Source organism: Paenibacillus sp. EKM10P, from assembly GCF_011800655.1.
In the GTDB taxonomy this organism is placed as follows: Bacteria; Bacillota; Bacilli; order Paenibacillales; family Paenibacillaceae; genus Paenibacillus; species Paenibacillus polymyxa.
Genome location: NZ_JAALET010000004.1, coordinates 221436 through 239802 on the forward strand (window position 1 = coordinate 221436; position 18367 = coordinate 239802).

At 43.2% G+C, this 18367-nt stretch carries 19 protein-coding genes and 2 pseudogenes; 11 read left to right on the forward strand and 10 right to left on the reverse strand.

Going from position 1 to position 18367, the window contains the following annotated elements:
- Positions 1-236: 236 nt before the first annotated feature.
- The 6 genes and pseudogenes from HFE01_RS13475 to aiiA form a co-directional block, all read right to left on the reverse strand.
- Complete coding sequence (locus HFE01_RS13475) at positions 237-848, reverse strand: TetR/AcrR family transcriptional regulator (protein ID WP_107733266.1); 612 nt, start codon at positions 846-848, stop codon at positions 237-239.
- A 132-nt stretch (positions 849-980) separates the two neighbouring features.
- Positions 981-1199 carry a hypothetical protein gene (locus HFE01_RS13480; RefSeq protein WP_039276151.1) on the reverse strand — a complete coding sequence of 73 codons (219 nt, stop codon included), beginning with the start codon at positions 1197-1199 and terminating at the stop codon, positions 981-983.
- A 29-nt stretch (positions 1200-1228) separates the two neighbouring features.
- On the reverse strand, positions 1229-2617 hold the full coding sequence (locus HFE01_RS13485) for an Asp-tRNA(Asn)/Glu-tRNA(Gln) amidotransferase GatCAB subunit A (RefSeq protein WP_025365402.1): 1389 nt from the start codon (positions 2615-2617) through the stop codon (positions 1229-1231).
- A 45-nt stretch (positions 2618-2662) separates the two neighbouring features.
- Positions 2663-3160, reverse strand: a pseudogene (locus tag HFE01_RS27320) (MFS transporter); the annotation flags it as partial.
- 18 nt (positions 3161-3178) lie between these two features.
- On the reverse strand, positions 3179-3985 hold the full coding sequence (locus tag HFE01_RS27325) for an MFS transporter (protein ID WP_243208193.1): 807 nt from the start codon (positions 3983-3985) through the stop codon (positions 3179-3181).
- A gap of 14 nt (positions 3986-3999) precedes the next feature.
- Complete coding sequence (gene aiiA / locus HFE01_RS13495; protein ID WP_025365400.1) at positions 4000-4758, reverse strand: quorum-quenching N-acyl homoserine lactonase AiiA; 759 nt, start codon at positions 4756-4758, stop codon at positions 4000-4002.
- A 210-nt stretch (positions 4759-4968) separates the two neighbouring features.
- Between aiiA and HFE01_RS13500 the strand changes: the two genes are divergently transcribed.
- Positions 4969-5223 (forward strand): hypothetical protein, encoded by a 255-nt coding sequence (locus HFE01_RS13500; protein ID WP_146169070.1) that lies wholly within the window; start codon positions 4969-4971, stop codon positions 5221-5223.
- 133 nt (positions 5224-5356) lie between these two features.
- Entirely contained in the window at positions 5357-5605 is a 249-nt protein-coding gene (locus HFE01_RS13505; RefSeq protein WP_107733268.1) for a hypothetical protein, read from the forward strand.
- An 852-nt stretch (positions 5606-6457) separates the two neighbouring features.
- On the opposite strand, the gene HFE01_RS13510 is transcribed toward HFE01_RS13505, so the two are convergent.
- Positions 6458-6967, reverse strand: coding sequence for a discoidin domain-containing protein (locus HFE01_RS13510; RefSeq protein ID WP_025365396.1), 510 nt, complete (start codon positions 6965-6967; stop codon positions 6458-6460).
- A 348-nt stretch (positions 6968-7315) separates the two neighbouring features.
- Here HFE01_RS13510 and HFE01_RS13515 point away from each other — a divergent pair, with 348 nt between their 5' ends.
- Both HFE01_RS13515 and sigK read left to right on the forward strand, forming a co-directional pair.
- On the forward strand, positions 7316-7687 hold the full coding sequence (locus tag HFE01_RS13515; protein ID WP_025365395.1) for a hypothetical protein: 372 nt from the start codon (positions 7316-7318) through the stop codon (positions 7685-7687).
- Positions 7688-7965: 278 nt separating this feature from the next.
- Positions 7966-8667 carry an RNA polymerase sporulation sigma factor SigK gene (gene sigK / locus HFE01_RS13520; RefSeq protein ID WP_025365394.1) on the forward strand — a complete coding sequence of 234 codons (702 nt, stop codon included), beginning with the start codon at positions 7966-7968 and terminating at the stop codon, positions 8665-8667.
- Between the two features lie 343 nt (positions 8668-9010).
- Here the strand turns inward: sigK and HFE01_RS13525 are convergent, their stop codons facing one another.
- Together HFE01_RS13525 and HFE01_RS13530 are read right to left on the reverse strand one after the other, a co-directional pair.
- Entirely contained in the window at positions 9011-9985 is a 975-nt protein-coding gene (locus HFE01_RS13525) for an alpha/beta hydrolase (RefSeq protein WP_107733269.1), read from the reverse strand.
- Positions 9982-10611: a TetR/AcrR family transcriptional regulator gene (locus HFE01_RS13530; RefSeq protein WP_025365392.1), complete on the reverse strand. Its 630-nt coding sequence runs from the start codon at positions 10609-10611 to the stop codon at positions 9982-9984. The genes HFE01_RS13525 and HFE01_RS13530 overlap by 4 nt, the downstream gene beginning before the upstream one ends.
- A 221-nt stretch (positions 10612-10832) precedes the next feature.
- Here HFE01_RS13530 and HFE01_RS13535 point away from each other — a divergent pair.
- Both HFE01_RS13535 and HFE01_RS13540 read left to right on the forward strand, forming a co-directional pair.
- Positions 10833-11059, forward strand: a pseudogene (locus tag HFE01_RS13535) (sigma factor); the annotation flags it as partial.
- Between the two features lie 157 nt (positions 11060-11216).
- Positions 11217-11687, forward strand: a complete 471-nt coding sequence (locus HFE01_RS13540) for a 2-thiouracil desulfurase family protein (RefSeq protein ID WP_107733270.1) — start codon at positions 11217-11219, stop codon at positions 11685-11687.
- A 93-nt stretch (positions 11688-11780) separates the two neighbouring features.
- On the opposite strand, the gene HFE01_RS13545 is transcribed toward HFE01_RS13540, so the two are convergent.
- Entirely contained in the window at positions 11781-12530 is a 750-nt protein-coding gene (locus HFE01_RS13545) for a YdcF family protein (protein ID WP_017428198.1), read from the reverse strand.
- A 211-nt stretch (positions 12531-12741) separates the two neighbouring features.
- On the opposite strand from HFE01_RS13545, the gene HFE01_RS13550 reads away from it, so the two are divergent.
- The 5 genes from HFE01_RS13550 to HFE01_RS13570 all read left to right on the forward strand — a co-directional run bounded on the left by HFE01_RS13550 (position 12742) and on the right by HFE01_RS13570 (position 18363).
- Complete coding sequence (locus tag HFE01_RS13550; RefSeq protein WP_167438413.1) at positions 12742-13629, forward strand: DMT family transporter; 888 nt, start codon at positions 12742-12744, stop codon at positions 13627-13629.
- 167 nt (positions 13630-13796) lie between these two features.
- On the forward strand, positions 13797-14573 hold the full coding sequence (locus tag HFE01_RS13555) for an NAD-dependent epimerase/dehydratase family protein (protein WP_025365389.1): 777 nt from the start codon (positions 13797-13799) through the stop codon (positions 14571-14573).
- Positions 14574-14807: 234 nt separating this feature from the next.
- A complete protein-coding gene (locus tag HFE01_RS13560; RefSeq protein ID WP_167438412.1) occupies positions 14808-15800 on the forward strand; it encodes an ABC transporter permease in 993 nt (330 codons plus the stop codon).
- An 18-nt stretch (positions 15801-15818) separates the two neighbouring features.
- Positions 15819-16712 carry a carbohydrate ABC transporter permease gene (locus HFE01_RS13565; RefSeq protein ID WP_016821652.1) on the forward strand — a complete coding sequence of 298 codons (894 nt, stop codon included), beginning with the start codon at positions 15819-15821 and terminating at the stop codon, positions 16710-16712.
- A 109-nt stretch (positions 16713-16821) separates the two neighbouring features.
- On the forward strand, positions 16822-18363 hold the full coding sequence (locus tag HFE01_RS13570) for an extracellular solute-binding protein (RefSeq protein ID WP_167438411.1): 1542 nt from the start codon (positions 16822-16824) through the stop codon (positions 18361-18363).
- The last annotated feature ends 4 nt before the right edge of the window (positions 18364-18367 follow it).

Here is an 18367-nt window from a genome sequence, read left to right on the forward strand (position 1 = left end):
GCAGCCATTGGCAGAAAAAAAGGGTTGTCCCATAAGTCATAAAAATGACTAGGGACGTCCTATTCTCCAATTGTAAAACAATAAGAAACCGTTCCTGGGTAAAATGGAGGTACCACCCGACCATTTGAAAGGATATGGTTTCTTTGTACATTCAATATACCATTATGAGATAAAAAGAGGAGTTACGCAGGACTATCCCTCATCCATGTTATGTGGCTTTGTGGCCAGCCCCTCAATTAATGTCTATTAGCTCTTAAACCTTCAATAAATATGCGGTGTAATCCATCAAGAACTCGTTGGCTTGTAAAGCCTTCATCTTGGAGATGGTAATCGATATTGTGAAGCACGGCCAGCAGGGCTTCAATAGTATATGAAATGTCCACCCCGGATACGTCTCCCTGTTCAACGGCCTCATTTAGCAGATTTCTGCTTATATTGCGCATCCATTGACATAACGGAGATTGTAACGGACGATGCCCGGTTGAGGCCCGGCTGACCTCACAGAGCCAAGGAACTTTCGCCTCTAAAAAAGAGACATATCTTACGATTACATGGTAAAGCCGGTCCAAGGCAGCGGTTTCTGGGGATTGATCAAGAAATGCTTGAACTTCATCAAACAAAGGTTGGTATTCTTCATACGCGATCTCCTGACATATGTTGCCCTTATCCGAGTAGCGGCGGTATAGGCTTGCTTGTCCTACTCCAGCAGTCTTCGCAATCTGATGCATATTGACATTGTAAACACCGTTTTTGATGAAAAGTTCTCTAGCCGCCGCCAAAATTCGTCTTCGGTTTAACTCCTCTCTGGGAATTTTCAGAGAGACAGATTGCGATTCTGAATTTACCATAAATATCTCCCCTCATCATTAATTTAACTGTTATTTAACACGAAAAACGGACAATATGTCCGTTTTTCGTGTATAGGACATGTTGTCCGTCTTCATAATTATAATACATTTCGTGAAAAATTAAAAATACATTCATTTGGGTGACCGATGAGCTTTTTTTAATTTCTTGGTATAGTGCTTTTTGTAAATTGGAGGCAAATGCGGTTCAATGCCCGATAGGTCCAGTTCCTTTAAACTTGCGATCGTATGAATAAACTGCTCGTATGCTTTTTTCTTGTCGCTCGTCGTATCTGTTCCGGTTACGGTTGATGCTTTCCTGCTAACTTCAGAGTTAAGTTGCTTTTGATCCATAGATTACCCTCCATCAAATATAGTCAGGCTTACAAATCCGGATGTCTCTTGTGCCAGTCTGTATTCATTTCATAAGTATTGCCGATACCTAGTACTGTCGCTTCTTCGAAGGGGCGGCCAATCAATTGCATATTAATCGGCAGACCGGAAGGTGAGAAGCCGCAAGGCATGCTCAGGCTAGGCAAGCCAGTCAAATTGGTCGGAAGCGTAAATGAGTTCAATCTGAATACACTAGCATCATCATCTGCACGCGGCGCAGTGATCGGTGTTGCCGGCGTCAACAAGATGTCGATTCCGGACAATGCATTCAAAAAATCATTGACAATTAGTTGCCGGGCCCGCTGAGACTGAAGGTAAATGGAAGCCGGAATATCTCTACTGCTTTCAAGAAACATTCGGACGTCCGGTCCATACTGTTCCAATTCTGTCTCAAGCCACTTCTCGTGGTACGAGTACATTTCCGTCATCATAATGGCCATCGTCGCACTTCTAACATGTTTGATCAGGGGCAGGCTAACTTCGATGATTTCTGCTCCCAGTTCTCGGAATTTATTGATAGCGGCCTTCATCGCAGCTTCCACTTCCGGCATCAAATCCTCGTAATAGTAGCTTGTCGGCAATCCGATACGCACACCCCTGAGACCATTCGGATACATCTTGATACCTGGCGCAGGCAGATCGACAGTCGATTCATCCTTTGGATCGAAGCCAGACATCACATCCAAGCACAGGGACGCATCCATGACACAGCGGGTCAACGGACCCGGGTGGTCCAATGACCAGGCCATTGGAATGATACCATACCGACTGACCCGACCGTACGTCGGCTTCATCCCTACGACACCGCACAAAGCAGCGGGTATGCGGATCGAACCTCCGGTATCCGAGCCTGTGCCCAGATAAGTAAGTCCAGCCGCTAAAGCAGAAGCCGAACCGCCGCTTGAACCTCCCGTTACAAGTTCAGTGTTCCACGGATTGAGGCAAGGACCGAAGTGCGGGCTAGTTGTTGTCAATCCCGCAGCGAACTCGTGAGTCTGTACTTTGCCTAGCAGAACTGTTCCAGCCTCATGTAGCTTAGCTGCAACCGTCGAATCGTAATCGGGGACGAAGCTGTTCAATATTTTTGAACCGGCAGTTGTTCGGATCCCTTTAGTGTAATATAGATCCTTATGAACGATGGGGATCCCGTGAAGGGGCCCTTTGTACCGACCATGCATAATATCGCGTTCCGATTGCTTCGCTTGTTCAATCGCCAGTTCGGACGTTTGGGTAACGAAAACGTTCAGTTTCGGATTCAAACGTTCGATGCGGTGAAGCGCATGTTCTGTAATCTCTACCGGGGATATTTTCCTTGTTCGGATCCCCTCGGCCAGCTCATGAATAGCAGCAAAGGACAGTTGGAAATTTAATTTACTCATCTATTCATCCTCCATATCTTTCGGACATGTCGTAAGTCTACCAAACTAATTACCATAGCTTCCGCTAGGATTTGCTTTTCTTGCGAATAAGTATGTCAGGATTGCCAACAGGGAAATGGTAAAATAAACAACAAAAAAAGGCATCTTTAGATCAATCAGTCGGCCGACCAGCGCAGGGCCGAATGCTCCGCCTAGGAGATAGGCCAGTGTGAAAATACCCATCCCCACACCCAGCTCAGCCGAACGGAGTGTCGTCGAAACTAAATTGCTGCTAGAGGTGAGGACACCGTTGAATCCAATCATAAGGATAATGATCAATATAGCGTCGATCCATGGCGGCAAATGTACGGATACCCCCAGTAGTATAAATCCGCTGATGACGAGACTTTGCGATATGACAAGCACGCGGGAGCTTCCGAAACGATCTGTCCAACCTCCGATCCGGGATCCGAGCAAGGCTGCACAGGCGGCACCGGGAAGCATCAGCAGACCGATTTTACTAGTTGGTAAATGAAAGGAATTCTTCATCATGACAGGAAGAGTAAAGGTTAACCCCGTGTTTCATACGAAGGTAAGGAATCCAATCCATAGAATTCGTCGGTAAGGAGCATTTTTCATGAAAGATGCATCGATAAATGGATGTTCTTTTTTCTGAATATGAGTACCGAACCATAGAAGAACTGCTGCTCCTGCAATGAGCATAAACCAATAGTTCGTAACCCCTAGCAACACCAACGCCAGTCCCGCGGAGAACAAAACAGCTCCGAGAAAATCGAATGAACCGCGGTCGTGTTTCTTGTCAGGAACATACTTGAATATCAAAGGGATAACAAATAGGCTCAGACTGGACACGATGAACAAAGCACGCCAACCAAAGTATTGCTCCACGAAACCGCCGAACACAGGCCCGAAGCCGGAAGCAAAGGCAATCGTGGCGGATAAGGTTCCCAGCACCCGTCCCTTGACTGTAGGCTTAAAATACAGGGTTACTGCCGCATAAGACAGGGGAGAGATGGATGAGGCCCCTGCTGCCTGCAGCAGTCTTCCAATGATAACTTGCAAGTATGAAGCTGCAAAAAAGCCGATCATAGAGCCGAAAGCTAAAAGGATTAAACCAATGACATACAGCTGGCGAAAGGAAAAGGACTCCGTTAACTTGCCGTAAGTACCGGCGCCGATAGCCATCAAAATGCTGTAACCGACCATAACCCAGCTCACCTGCGAGGAGGTCAGGGCAAAGTCAGCGGAAATCGAAGGTATAGACAAATTAAACATGGTCATATTGATGTTTCCGAAAATAATGAGCAAGCAAAGTGTCCCCATTAATTTCCGCTCATTGCCGGATAAAGCCATTGATTGAGTATCCATAGCCTGTCCCTCCATTACAGGAAGTCAGGAAAGGTGCGGCATTTTTGCGCCTGATCTCTATCGTGTCCCAAGAAAACATAGGACGGCCGAACATCCTGAATTAACTCCTGCATGCGAGTAATCGATTTGGCAGCCATCTCTTGATCGAATGTCAAGAACGGTACGCTATTCTCGAAGTTCTCCCGAGTATAAGCAACATCAATTGTCAGTAGCACTGGACCCGACTTTTCCGTTGTGACAAGGACTGATTGATGGCCAGGGGAATGACCCGGAGTGAATAAAATTTGAACCCCCGGAATCAATTCATGGTCACCCTCAATGATTTGATATTGTAAATCGGGCAGCCTGCACTCTAATGGAGAGTAATCCTCATTGTTTATGGCCGCATCATACTCTGCCCTTTGAATAAGGATCGGCGTATTGCGGAAATGCCCGTTTCCCCCAGAATGATCCAAGTGTAAATGGGAGCTAATGACCATTTGAATATCGTCAGGTCGATAACCGACACGCTTTAACACATTTACGATCGAGTCGCCGTCAGACATGTTGGGGACGACGCGCCCTTCACGTCTAGTCCTCTTGTAGTAATCGGGATTGTTGATAAAAGCGTCGGGCATTCCCGTATCGATGAGTATCGGCCCGCTGGTCGTTTCCAATAGAAAAGACCACACAGGCATTCCGACTAATTTCCCGGGGGCAAGGGTTCGATTAACTGCCGATTGATCTAGGAAACATTCACCTACAGGTAAAAAATACAACTTTTCAATATACATCCCAGTTTCACCCTTCATATTATAAATTCGGACAGTTTGTCCGTTTTGTTTTGATTATATCGGACAAATTGTCCGATGTCAATTTGTCATCGGCGGTTGGGCTTCGGCAAAAGCCTTACACCTGCAACAATACGCTAAGCTAAAGAATGTCGCCTAGGTGGAGTGCAAATAAACAACGGGGCTGCGTTAAAGCCGCAGTGTACAAAAACCATGGGGATCGCAATTGATAAGTACTCAGTGGGAAATCGAAACGCTCATCATGTTATTGGACAAGAATTTGATAAAGTTGCCGTTGTAATAAACGAGCGTTTTTATTACAACGATTCTGGGCAGCTTTTGTCTACTAGAGAAGCGGGGGCACCTCCCTATCGTATGGACAAAATGCTGTACCAAATGCTAACGAGAGCACGACAGGAGATTACTGTTGTAATCTATAAAAACAAGGATATGCGAATGCCTGTTTGAAGATAATGGGCTTAAAATGATTGATTGTAGTCAGGAGATAACAATGTTTCGGTTCAGCCATCAATCCAGCGGGAGAAAATTTTTAGAGGTAAAGATTGATTGAATAACTGCTACGGGCTGTGGAGTCGATCAGTTGGACTTAATTAATAAGGAAAGGATGAGTTTTATGAAACTAAGCCTAAGTCGAAAAGCTAATCTTGAAGGTATGCTGATAGGAGATCAAGTTACAATTGGAGGGCCGGCGGTAGAGGAGAACATCCGGTTTGAAGTATGGAGAAATGAATCGGGATTTGAAATTAAGGTTTTTGATCGATTGGTAAAGTTAGATAAAGAACCTTTTTCGACTGTAGATCAAGTAATCAAATATATTGAAACCTATTGAGTTCAATTGATTGAGGACCTGGAAGCGGCTGCGGAGTCAATCAGATCGATTGGAGAAGTGGCCAGCCTGTAGCTGGGTGCAGGTCGATATGTATGCCAATAATTGAGGACTTGAAAAGGGGGATTTTATTCAAATTTTGCTTCAGGCTTTATCAAGGGCGTTCGCTTGAAACTGTTTGCATAAGTTTTATATTTAGTTTTCTCGTTGGATTATTCTTGTATTTAGGTCATGCACCGGTTTCATGGTTGTCAATCGACATTATGGCATTCTTCTTGGATTGCTTGGCTTTAACACGAATAGTCTGGTGGCTACGAGTTCCTGGTAAAGGGACGAATATTTACGGCTATTTTCGGTGGGATAATACGATAGAAATTCATATCGGAAAGGTTAAATCACCAATGGAGTTTCAGCGTCGGATTAGAAACACAATCAAATATGCTCGTGAAAAAGGATATCTTATTGAATACACTTCCGGCATATTGACGCAGGTATGAGTTACGGTAATACATGAGACGAATTTGGCTATACTTTTTTTGGTATATGTCTGAGACTTTATTAGCCGGGCAGATCGCCTACAGTTTACTCAAACGGATGTTGTGTCGCTGTTGCGGTTCAGTAGAACCAGTAGCTAAAAGGAATCTACTGGTTCTCATTTCTCTTCACAGTTATAGAATGACGAGTGATCATATTAGGGTGTGATTATGTTATTGTTGGAGGATAAGTCTCAGTTATAAAGCAAGAAAGTATCACTTATAACTAGAAATTTTAGGAATGTAAGAATAACTTTTGTCTCAAGTATAGCCATTACTCATAGAGGCGTTGTCCAGCCTCCTTTTTGTATTTTGTACTGGCTTATTCCGCAATAGCGGGATTTATATTGGACGCTCTGTAGGCAGGAACGCCATTGATTAGCGCGGTTCTTAGTTGAATGTATCGGATACCATAATAGGTGGTTGTATTATTCAATCCAGAGGAAAGTACAGCTATTTTATAATATGAAAAAGGAATTTCATTACTAAACTGATAGGTTATTTTTGCAGTGCTTGGTACAGCCTCGACTTGTCCTAACCTATACCAGTTTTCTCCGTCACTCGAGCCATGAAACGAAAACGAAAGTATAAAAGCGCGAGAAGGTGGCTGGGCTAAGAGGATATCATTGATCGTTTTTCCCGTATCTAATTTGAAGATGATTTCCCCACCTTTACCACTTAAGCTGCTCTCCCAATAGAGATTATTATCGATCAAAACATTTTTCGGAAAAGTATTTTTGGTATCTCCATTCGTTGAAACGTTATCTTCAGCTATAACGACAGGTTCCATGGAAAACGAATAACTATCTGGATTTTGACTGAATTTTGTCATGTTGAACTACCTCCCTTAGTTATTATTTCTAATTTGCTAAATATGTTGTTGTATATGATCTATATGAAACTCTCAATGAATGTATTCCTTAATTAAAAAAGGCATAATCATAAATGAGTGGCCAAGCATTATAATAGCAACCAGTTATTTCATGACTATACTAGCAATGGACGGGATAAGAACCTACGTAATTAAAAAATTCAAACGATATAGGAGGAAATAAGAAAAGGGTGCTATTTTCGGGTCTTTAACAAGCTCATTCTAAAGGCTAGGCTAATTTATATCGAAAAAGATTGAGAGAAACAATATAAAAACTATTTTAGGTGCGAGAAGGAGAATGTATGGAATATGAAAATATACTCTTATTATTTAGCAGATGGCGTATTCCCTTTGGATTGGGAAGTTTGTTTTAATACTGTTGAGGAATACAAAACCAAATTATTTGAGAAGTATACCGCTTCCCAAGAGTCCAATGATTTTGTAATAGGTGGATTTCATGTGCTTACTGATAAAATAGATGCAATTCTGAATTATGCTTTAGAGGATTTTCAAAAAGAATTTCCTCATAATTATGAGTTGCGTTGTCCCGCAATGATCTTCCCGTTGCCAAGAGGCGATGAGAGTAATGGTGCTGAGTTCGCTATTATTTTAAAACGAGATGAAGATGGAGATACGATAGTCTATTCCCCACTTCCGATGTCATATTTAGAAAAAAGTTAATACTCTACTGAAAGAAAATGGGGAAATCAAGTGATGAATAATGTAAAGCTATCCCGTGTTTCCCTCTGGCTATAGGAGTGCGTTGATTTGTCGAAGAGATCTCTAAGTTTCAAATTAAGTATTGGAGATTGCTCGAGAAAGATATCCGGCAAATTGTTACGGAGCAGTTTTCGGAGTACAGGCACGGATGGGCACCTGCCTACATACAATAAACAGACCGCAAGCCCGGTAAGTAACAAAGGCCGGTAAGTTCGCAACTACCTCAGGAGGTGTCATCCGTGCCCGGACTATTTAGTGCTATCGCTCTGTTCATCAAGGAATTGACGCTACTCGTTTCCTATGTGAAAAACAACGCCTTTCCGCAGCCATTGACTGAGAAAGAGGAAGCTCGACACCTAAAGCTGTTTGCCGAAGGCAACGCACATTCCCGTAACACACTTATTGAACATAACCTAAGGCTGGTGGCCCATATTGTAAAAAAATTCGATAACACCGGCGAAGATTTGGAGGATCTTATATCCATCGGCACCATTGGACTGATCAAAGCTATTGAAAGCTTTCAGACCGGAAAAGGAACAAAACTGGCAACATTTGCAGCCCGTTGTATAGAAAATGAGATTCTGATGCATTTAAGGTCCCTGAAAAAGACACGCAAAGACGTATCTCTCCACGATCCTATAGGGACTGACAAGGAAGGAAACGAGATTACTTTAATTGATATCCTTGGTTCCGAGGCGGACGATATTGTAGATAAGGTACAGCTCAAAATCGAGAAGAGCAAAATCTATCGCAATCTGGATATTTTAGATGACCGTGAAAAAGAAGTGGTGATTGGCCGATTTGGTCTGGAAGCTGGAGGAGAAGAACGAACACAGAGGGAAATTGCACGAGAACTGGGAATTTCACGCTCGTATGTGTCACGAATTGAAAAGCGCGCGCTGATGAAGTTGTACCATGAATTTTACAAGCAGAAGGGATAATGGATAAGGAGATATTTGAAGCCGCGTTGCTCTTGTAGAGAACGCGTTGTTTTCTAGTTCATTTATTCAATTCCGAGTCTTTATTCAAATGATCTCCAAAAAGGATCTTCTCCTGACCAGCAAACAGCATACACTTGTCTTTTGTCTTTATCAACATGCTCTGTACTCGTACTACCGTTTTTTTCGCTTAAATAATAGCTATTTTGCTATGTATTTTCATTTAAAACGCAAATAAAAGCCTGTAGTGGTTTTCTGCACTACAGGCTAAAAATGCTTGATATTATTGGGTATTTTTACTTCGTCAGGACAAGCTTTTTCGCTAGTCGGCTCTCTTGGAGTGAATTTATTTTCCTACATACTCATCCAAAAAGCGATCTACTGTTTTGAAATATTCAGTGGGGTAATGGTTGATGGCATCGATGTGCTCCGTATTTTGCGGGTACCATACTTCTGCTTTTGGGTTATCTTTTAAGGACTCGTAAATAATTTCTGTATTTTTATAACTGATTTGCTGATCTCCAGTACCATGAATGAGCATAACTGGCTTGTCTTGCATCTTTTTTACCGCATTCATAGGAGATATGGAATCAAGATCAACCTTAAAGACCCAATTTGCCATCCATGTCGATGTATAACTGAATGGAAATGCAGGTAGACCTGAAAAGTAGGGCAAACCCTCTCTCAGAAATAGACCAGCATTACGAAAAGGACTATCCGCAATTACGGCTTTGATGTCATCACTTTCACTTGCGGCTAGCAGAGAAGTAGCAGCACCCATTGAAAAGCCGATAACTCCAATGTTATCACCCGTATGGTCTCTGGATTTTAAGTAGCTTACAGCTCCTAGCAAATCGTATTTTTCATTGAGGCCCAGTGTAATCAAGTCACCATCGGATTTACCTTGCGAGCTGAGGTCAAATGCCAATACATTGTAGCCTTTCGGAACGAAATGCTCTACTAACTTTTGGGTCCGCCCTTTGACTAAACGATTGCTCGTATATCCATGGACGACAACAATCGTCTTATCACTTGGTTTACCAGAAAGACCATTTGCAGGAAAGAAAGTACCTCTAATCGTATTATCATTTTTCAAACTCTTGAACTCGATCTCTTCGTAGGGTGTTTTATCGATATTCAATTCGTAGCTGACATTAGTGTCTCTAGGATGGTGCAACAAGGTGTCTACTACTTTATAAGATATAAAAAATACAAGAGCCATTACAAGCAGAATCACGATTCCTAGGCTCCATAAAATTTTCTTCCGTTTTTTCACACGAACGTTAAATGTCAGATCGGGTTGTAATGATGTTTGACTCATTCAGACTCCTCCGGTTTTTCTTTAGGTTGTATGGGTGCGAACAAATAAAAGGCATGCTCCTTCAGATTTTCCCACTCCGGATGCTGAATAATACTTTCTCCAAGAGTTAAGCCCACTCCATTTAAGAAAGAGATATAGGCACGAGAGATCATTGCTGGAGAAAAGCATTTGTTGAATTCTCCCATTAACTGTCCCTTGGCATAGATGCATTCGATCGCATCTGTCATTACCTTTACACTTTCAAGGACCTTCTGTGTAAGTTCAGGGAATCTTATTCGTTGTCCTAAGACAGATTGAACAAGCCGCAATTCATTTATATAGGAGTAGATATGGTTGAATTGTTCTGCCACCATGCTCTTAATCAATACGCCTGGTGTCCCTCCTTTTTTTAGACAAGCAAGCGATTTCACCTGAATATCAGCAAGCGGCTCAAGGACTGCGGCGTAGAATAAAGCTTCTTTGCTAGGAAAATATTGAAAAATGGTTCCAGGAGTCACTCCCACACTCTGAGCAATGATAGCCATTGTGGTATTAGAATATCCACTTTCTGCGAACAGGACAACAGCTTCTTCTAGGATACGTTTACGCCGCTCCAGTCTTTTTTCTTCATTGATGGGTCTTGCCAAATGTATTCCCCTTTCTTTAAACTAAACTTTCATTAATTAAATGATTAATTATTTAATTAATAATATATCTAAAATTACGACTTATAGCAAGAGTGAATTTATTTTATTTACGAGCAGGATGAACCTCAACATATAAAAATAAGCCGGAGTGCTGCCCAATATGCGCCTCAGGCTTGTTTTTATCAGATTATTTTGGATGAGTTAAACGTTCCGCCTTCCTTAAATTCGATAACACCGGCGAAGATTTGAAGGATCTTATATCCATCGGTACCATCGGACTGATCAAGGTCATTAAAAGCTTTCAGAATGGGAAAGGCACCAAGTTAGCAATATTTGCAGCTCGTTGTATAGAAAATGAGATCCTGATGCATTTGCAATCTCTGAAAAAAACACGCAAATACGTATCACTCCATGATCCTATAGGGACTGAAAGGAAGGCAACGAGATTTGAATACAGGATTATGATTATGTCATCAGCTGGACGAATATCCTGACGGAGCGCGGACGTAGTGGCGAGTCTAAATTTTCGTACGATGACTCTACAATCAAACTCGTTTATACTTTAAATTACTCAACAGTGAAAGCAATGGATATGAGGTGGATTAATGATTCTGGTAAGTTCATGTTTGGCAGGCATGAAGGTGCGATATAACGGGACGGATAGCTTGGATGTACATATTCAAAAGTTGGTAGAGGAAAAGAAGGCAATGACGATCTGTCCTGAGCTACTGGGGGGCTTTGTGATACCGCGAGAGCCTGCTGAGATTGTTGGAGGGACTGGGGAGGACGTACTGAGTGGCACAGCCAAGGTGATCGAGCTTTCAGGCAATGATGTCAGTGATATGTACATTAGAGGTGCGCACGAAGCTTTGCAAATAGCCAGAGAGGTTAACGCGTCACTTATTGTTTTAAAAGAAAACAGTCCGTCCTGCGGGTCGGCAGCGATCTATAATGGAGCATTCGAAAACCGTAAAATTGCAGGCAATGGGGTAACCTCCGCCTTGTTAAAAAGGGAGGGCTTTAAGGTCATATCAGAAGAACAAATATCGGAAATTTTCTTGCATGAGAATATGTAATGATAAAACAAGCGTCTTAATCGCTTACTGGCTTATAGCGGTGAGCGCAAGACGCTTGTTTGTGCTGTGTTCGCTTTACACCTGTGTATCACATTATTTAAGCTTTAAGGCCAAAATCCCCAAATACTCCTTGAGGGCTGTCCCGGTTGTAGATATGGCCCCAGCAGACGGTGAAAGTTTGGCAGCATACAGTGACAGCTTTTCACTTGCCAGATAGTCGGTTGGATAAGCTGTGGCTTGCATACCTGCACGCTGAAATTCCAGTGCAGCACGGGGCATATGGAATGCGGAGGTCACCAGAATAGGTTTTGTGAGCTGGTGCTGTTTTAAAATTTGGGAGGTATATACGGCATTTTGCTGTGTATTTAAGGAACGGTTTTCGATGAAGATGTCCTTTGCCGGAATACCGAGTCCTACTAGCTGCCTCTGCGCAATATTCGCTTCGTTACCACTGTCTCCAAACACTTGTCCACCGGAAAAAAGAATAGGTAGACCTGTTGCTTCATGCAGTCTAGCCGCAGTGAGCAGTCGGTTGGCCGCAGACCCTAACAGATTACCTTGTCCATTGATGTCGGGAGTTCCCTCTGTAGCTCCACCCCCAAGTACGACAATAACATCGCCTTGAATGGTACGGGGCTGTGGATACTGCTTTTCCAGACTACGGATTAACAAATCTCCAGCCAAATTGGTCGATGAAACATACAGCAGCAATGTAACAAAGAGCAGTACCACAGCAGGTTTACGCGCCCGTTTCCATAGCCAGATTACAAGCCCTGCCATCACGAGGATGAACAAACCGGGAGGAAGCACGAAGCTGTATAAAAATTTGATGAAATAAATCAAGTGCAGACACCCTCCTATCCTTATAAGCTTTATCTATTGGGTACATTGTAACATAGGCCAAAGACTGGATTCCTCTGTTCGGAACCCTATCCCATGAACAAGCGTGCTGGAGAATCGAAGCTTTTACCTATATATTTTTGTTTGATAAAGTTGTCCCGTAGGCGTAATATATAAAGTCTAGTGATTTTTTTCATAGAGGAGCGAGAGCATCATGGGAGAGTTAACGACAGCCAAGCGGATAATGATGATCGCGCTACTGGTTGTATTGTGGGGCATTTCTTGGCCCATCTATAAAGTTGCACTGGAATTCACGCCTCCCCTTTTGTTTGCAGGACTACGCACACTGTTGGGTGGCCTGCTATTGGGAGCGATTTTAGCACCGAGATGGAATCGCATTTGCTGGAAAGAAAATTGGCGGGTGTATGCTATTTCAGGTGTTTTTAACGTAGTACTGTTTTATGGCTTGCAAACCGTGGGGCTCATGTACGTTCCATCAGGTCTGTTCTCTGTGCTGGTATATCTTCAGCCTGTGTTGGTTGGCATTTTTGCATGGATGTGGCTGGGGGAAGCAATGTCCAAGCTCAAAGTGATTGGATTGATCATTGGATTTCTGGGCGTGGCAGCTGTCAGTGTCGGAGGCTTTTCAGGACATGTGGCTATTGCAGGTGTAATTATTGCCATTATTACAGCGGTGAGCTGGGCGTTAGGAACCGTGTATGTGAAAAAGGTTAACAAGCGTGTGGATTCGTTGTGGCTGGTCGCATTTCAATGTACACTTGGAGGCATCGTGTTGACAGGGGCTGGATCGGTAACGGAAAGCTGGTCAGACATCGTATGGAATGTTCCATATGTGTCAGGACTGGTGTTCGGGACTGTGCTCGGAATTTCACTATCCTGGCTGCTGTATTTCACGCTGGTCAATTCGGGGGATGCCAGTAAGGTCGCTTCCTATACGTTTTTGGTGCCTGTGATTTCGGTGTTTGTCAGTTCTATGCTGCTTCACGAATCGATTACGGCTTTTCTGCTGATCGGTCTGGTATTGATCGGTTTTAGCATCTATCTGGTTAATCGCAGAGTGAGGGTAGTACAGCAAGCTTGAAATTAATATCTTAAAAAAGTAATAAGTAAGGACTCTGCTTAGGTAGCAGAGTCCTTTTTTATAGCTGACAGAATGCAGCGAACGATGGTATCAAGGTTCCCTCTTTAGGGAGTTGGTTAAGCTATGGATGACAGCACACTGTCACATAAAGAAGGGAGATGCGGACGATGGCACGGAAATTATTGATAACAGGGGCGGCGGGCACAATTGGAAAAGTACTCTATGAAGGGCTAAAAGCGGAAGGAAAATATGAAATAACCGCTGCCGATGTAATGAGGGATGAAGAAGCAGGGATTGTCGAACTGGATATACATGATACTGCAAGGTTGGCTGAGCTTACACATCGAGTGGATACGGTACTGCATTTTGCATGGATTAAGGATGAAGGGGATTTCCTCGGCAAAGTGCTGTCTGGCAATGTAAGCGGAGCGTATAAGCTGTATGAAGCTGCGGTCAAAAATGGGGTGAAGCGCATTATTTTTGCCAGTTCCAATCATGCCACAGGGTTTTATAAAGTAGGCGAAGCGATAGATGTAGAAGATCCCTACCGACCGGATAGCTTTTATGGATTGAGTAAGTGCTATATTGAACTGTTGGGACGGCTGTATGCCGATCAGGGCAAAATATCTTCAATGAATATCCGCATCGGTAATTTTCCTGGGGATGATCGGCCGCATTCGGAGCGTGCTGCTCATATATGGATCTCCGAGCGCGATATGATCCATCTGACCGTCTGCTGTATCGAGGCCCCTTCGGAGATGAGTTATCTTAATTTGTACGGTACGTCAGCCAATACGGATAATTATTATGACATTGGTTACTTGGAAGAACTAATCGGATATAAGCCGCAGGATAATGCCGCTGAGCTGCTGGAGCAGGCCAAGAAAAACGGATTTCGAGTAAAACAGGATGAAACCATTTTTCAGGGTGGGCAAAAGGAATAGAGCAGATCGTCCAAATATGCTTGACGAATGGGCTGAAGGCGTCGATCAGGCGCCTCATATCACATAAAACTTCACAAATATCAGAATTGTTCACTCCTCTGGACACTCCTTTGTTCATGAAGCATGAGAGGCTTCACTTTTCATTTTGAATGCGCTTACATAATATATAGTTATACGGCGGCGATGCTACAAACCTTGCAGTCGGTAATGTATATAGAGGGGGAGTGACTCACATTGAATCAGCCTATGCCCAAAAATTCTGCAATGCTTACGACGGATTCCCGCTTGAACGGTAGGCTGGGAACAGGCAAGAAACGCGGTTTTTTCTATGAACTGATCCGCAATCGAGTATTATTTCTGATGTTGTTGCCCACTTTAATTTTTTTCTTCATAAATTCGTACATTCCTATGGTCGGCATTTATTATGCATTTACCCAGTTTGACTTTAATACCAGCCTATTTGAGGCCCAGTTTGTCGGACTCCAGAATTTTCGCTTTCTATGGCAATCCGGCACGCTGACCAAATTGACATTGAATACAGTTGGATATAATGCAGCGTTTATTTTACTCGGCAACGTGTTAGCGATTGTCCTCGCTATTTTGCTGAATGAGTTGCGAGGTCGCTACTTTAAAAAGATCACTCAATCTGTGATGTTTCTTCCATATTTTGTTTCCTTCGTTATTCTAAGTGTCATCGTGTACAACATATTTAATTATGATAATGGTTTTCTGAACACGTTGCTGGTGCAATTCGGTGGTGAACGCGTGGATGTGTATAACAAACCATGGGTGTGGATTTTCCTGATTATCCTGTTCTATTTGTGGAAAAATCTCGGCTACAGTATGGTGATCTACCTGGCAGCGATCACAGGGATCAGTGACGAGTATTATGAGGCAGCTAAAATAGACGGAGCTAACATTTTTCAACGAATTTGGTACATTACCGTTCCTATGCTCAAGTCAACATTCGTTGTGCTGCTGTTATTTGCACTGGGTAGTATTATGAAAGGACAATTTGATCTGTTCTATCAGTTAATCGGTAACAACGGTGTGCTGTACAATACGACGGATATTTTGGACACTTATGTGTATCGTTCCTTGAAAGTAACTTTTGATGTGGGTATGGCTTCGGCCGCAGGCGTGTATCAATCCCTGTTTGGATTTGTACTGATCATGACCGTGAACTATATCATTCGCAAGCTGAACGACGAATATGCCTTATTCTAGAAAGGAGGACCGAAACGGATGGCGATCAAAGAGGATGTATACACTCGACTTTTTAAAATTATCTCTTATGTGATTATCATTGTGGCATCCATTGCTTGTTTACTCCCGTTCCTACTTATTATTTCGGCTTCACTAACCAGTAATGAATCGATTATCAGGGATGGCTATCACTTCATTCCACAGCAATTCTCGCTGGAAGGATACCGGACGGTGTTCACCTTTCCTGAAGAGGTGTTGCGGGCATATGGGGTGACGATTTTTACCACGGTTGTAGGTACGACGCTAGGCCTGTTCCTGATGACGATGGCCGGATATGTGCTGGCACGCAAAGATTTTAAATACCGCAACGCGTTTTCATTCTATATTTACTTTACGACGTTGTTTGGAGGCGGATTAGTACCTTGGTACATTATGCTCACAAAGTATTTGGGGCTGCTAGATACGTATACAGTGCTTATTTTCCCGGGATTAATGACTCCATTTCTGATCATTTTGATGAAAAACTTCATTCGTTCCTCTATGCCGGAAGAACTGTTCGAGTCCGCTAAAATAGACGGTGCGGGTGATTTTAAAATTTACTACCGAATTGTACTGCCTTTATCTACACCGGGTATTGCCACTGTGGGGCTGTTTCTGGCTTTGGCTTACTGGAATGACTGGTTTTCATCCTCACTCTTTATTAATGACCCGCATAAATACCAGTTGCAATACTATCTGTATAATGTCATTAACTCCATGCAATTTATTGCTCAAATGGGTGCAGGTACCGGCGTGTCCCTGTCCAACGATATGCCGACAGAGTCGACCAAAATGGCAATGGCGATCGTGGTTACGGGTCCCATTTTACTCCTGTACCCGTTCATTCAGCGTTACTTTGTCAAGGGGCTGACGATTGGTGCGGTAAAAGGATAAGCGGCACTAAAGGCTGAGATGGCATAATGTGCTGACATTGTGCCATCCAAGCAGCATTTTTTGTAAGCGTTTTATTTAAACGGACTACCATTTCAAAGGGAGGATTCACATGACATTCACAAAGAAAAGAAAACAACGCATGTCCATCCTGATTGCAGTAATGGTTATCATGGCGCTCTTAGCCGGATGTGGGGGCGGTAGCGGAAACAGCGCACAAAAAGCAAATGGAGAGGATGATAAAGCCCAGAAAGTACAGCTGCAATTTTATATGCTGGGTGATGCTCCTAAGGATCTGTCTACCATTGAGGCAGAGATTAATAAGTTGGCAGAAAAAGATCTGAATGCCACCGTCAAATTTAACTATACGACGTGGACAGACTGGGATCAAAAATATAAGCTGTTATTGTCTTCGGGTCAGCCTATCGACCTGATCTTCACTGCAGATTGGACGCAGTATCAGGCCTATGCCAAGAAGGGGGCATTCCTGCCGCTAGACGATCTGCTGCCTAAGGCCGCACCTGCCTTGCAAAAATTCGTGCCTCAGGACATGTGGGATGGGGTTAAAATCGGAGGCAAAATTTATACCGTGCCTGGCACGTATAAAGAATATGTCACAAACGGTTTTGTATGGCGTGAGGATTTACGCGAAAAGTACAATTTGCCTAAACCGACAGACATCAAAAGTTACGAGGCTTACATGGACGGGATACGTCAGCATGAGCCTAATATGAAAACGGTATCTTTGAACAGTGATATCAAGGGAAATCTGCATGATCGTTATACCGAATTAGTAACGAAGAGTGTAGGTGCTTTGCCTTATGGCATTGGCATCAAATATGAAAAACCAACAGAAGTATACAAATATTGGGGCTCAGATGAACAAAAAGAAGAGCTGGGCACCTACAAACGCTGGGCTGATAAAGGGTTTATTCCCAAAAACGTATTAAACGTAAAAGATACGCTTCAGGATCAAGTCACTTCTGGTAAAGCTGCGAGTATTTTTGGCGACAACCCAACCCGGTTTAATGATATGGTCATTAAGCTCAAAGCATCCCACCCGGACTGGAAGCTTGAGTACTATCCATTCCCGCTGACAACGGGCTATGCAACTCCGGTGCATCCGATTCATAATGGCTTTGCAATTCCAAAAAGTAGCCCGAACCCAGCCCGCGCGCTGGCCTTTTATGAAAAGCTTGTAACGGACAAACGCTATAACCTGCTTACGCAATATGGTATTGAAGGCAAAAACTACGAAGTCAAGGATGGTTACTATCAAATGATAGGTAGCGGTAGTACGAATGGATTTTCACGGGAAGGCATGAACAGCTGGGCTTGGCGTAACCCGGAATACATGCTGTTTGATTCAGGCTTCGACCGTGTGAAGAAGATTTTTGCCGAGCTGGATAAAATCCAGAAGCCTGACCTGTTTACTGGTTTTGCAGAGGACTATACGACCTACCAAGCAGAAAAAGCGGCGTTGGAACAGGTTGAGAAGCAATACCTGTACCCGCTCCAAGCTGGACTGATCGACAACGTTGATCAAGGTCTTGAGACTTTCATGCAAAAGGCGAACCAAGCTGGTTTGGAGAAGATTCAAACCGAATATACAAAACAATGGGAAGCTTATGTGAAGGAGAAGGGGATCAAGTAAAACG

Coding starts and splice junctions, on each gene's coding strand:
- HFE01_RS13525 (WP_107733269.1), bottom strand. CDS start 9,985: ATGAGTCAAACATCATTACAACCCGATCTGACATTTAACGTTCGTGTG.
- HFE01_RS27325 (WP_243208193.1), bottom strand. CDS start 3,985: ATGGATACTCAATCAATGGCTTTATCCGGCAATGAGCGGAAATTAATG.
- HFE01_RS13540 (WP_107733270.1), top strand. CDS start 11,217: ATGATTCTGGTAAGTTCATGTTTGGCAGGCATGAAGGTGCGATATAAC.
- aiiA (WP_025365400.1), bottom strand. CDS start 4,758: ATGTATATTGAAAAGTTGTATTTTTTACCTGTAGGTGAATGTTTCCTA.
- HFE01_RS13480 (WP_039276151.1), bottom strand. CDS start 1,199: ATGGATCAAAAGCAACTTAACTCTGAAGTTAGCAGGAAAGCATCAACC.
- HFE01_RS13555 (WP_025365389.1), top strand. CDS start 13,797: ATGGCACGGAAATTATTGATAACAGGGGCGGCGGGCACAATTGGAAAA.
- HFE01_RS13485 (WP_025365402.1), bottom strand. CDS start 2,617: ATGAGTAAATTAAATTTCCAACTGTCCTTTGCTGCTATTCATGAGCTG.
- HFE01_RS13500 (WP_146169070.1), top strand. CDS start 4,969: ATGGGGATCGCAATTGATAAGTACTCAGTGGGAAATCGAAACGCTCAT.
- HFE01_RS13475 (WP_107733266.1), bottom strand. CDS start 848: ATGGTAAATTCAGAATCGCAATCTGTCTCTCTGAAAATTCCCAGAGAG.
- HFE01_RS13510 (WP_025365396.1), bottom strand. CDS start 6,967: ATGACAAAATTCAGTCAAAATCCAGATAGTTATTCGTTTTCCATGGAA.
- HFE01_RS13570 (WP_167438411.1), top strand. CDS start 16,822: ATGACATTCACAAAGAAAAGAAAACAACGCATGTCCATCCTGATTGCA.
- HFE01_RS13550 (WP_167438413.1), top strand. CDS start 12,742: ATGGGAGAGTTAACGACAGCCAAGCGGATAATGATGATCGCGCTACTG.
- HFE01_RS13515 (WP_025365395.1), top strand. CDS start 7,316: ATGAAAATATACTCTTATTATTTAGCAGATGGCGTATTCCCTTTGGAT.
- HFE01_RS13565 (WP_016821652.1), top strand. CDS start 15,819: ATGGCGATCAAAGAGGATGTATACACTCGACTTTTTAAAATTATCTCT.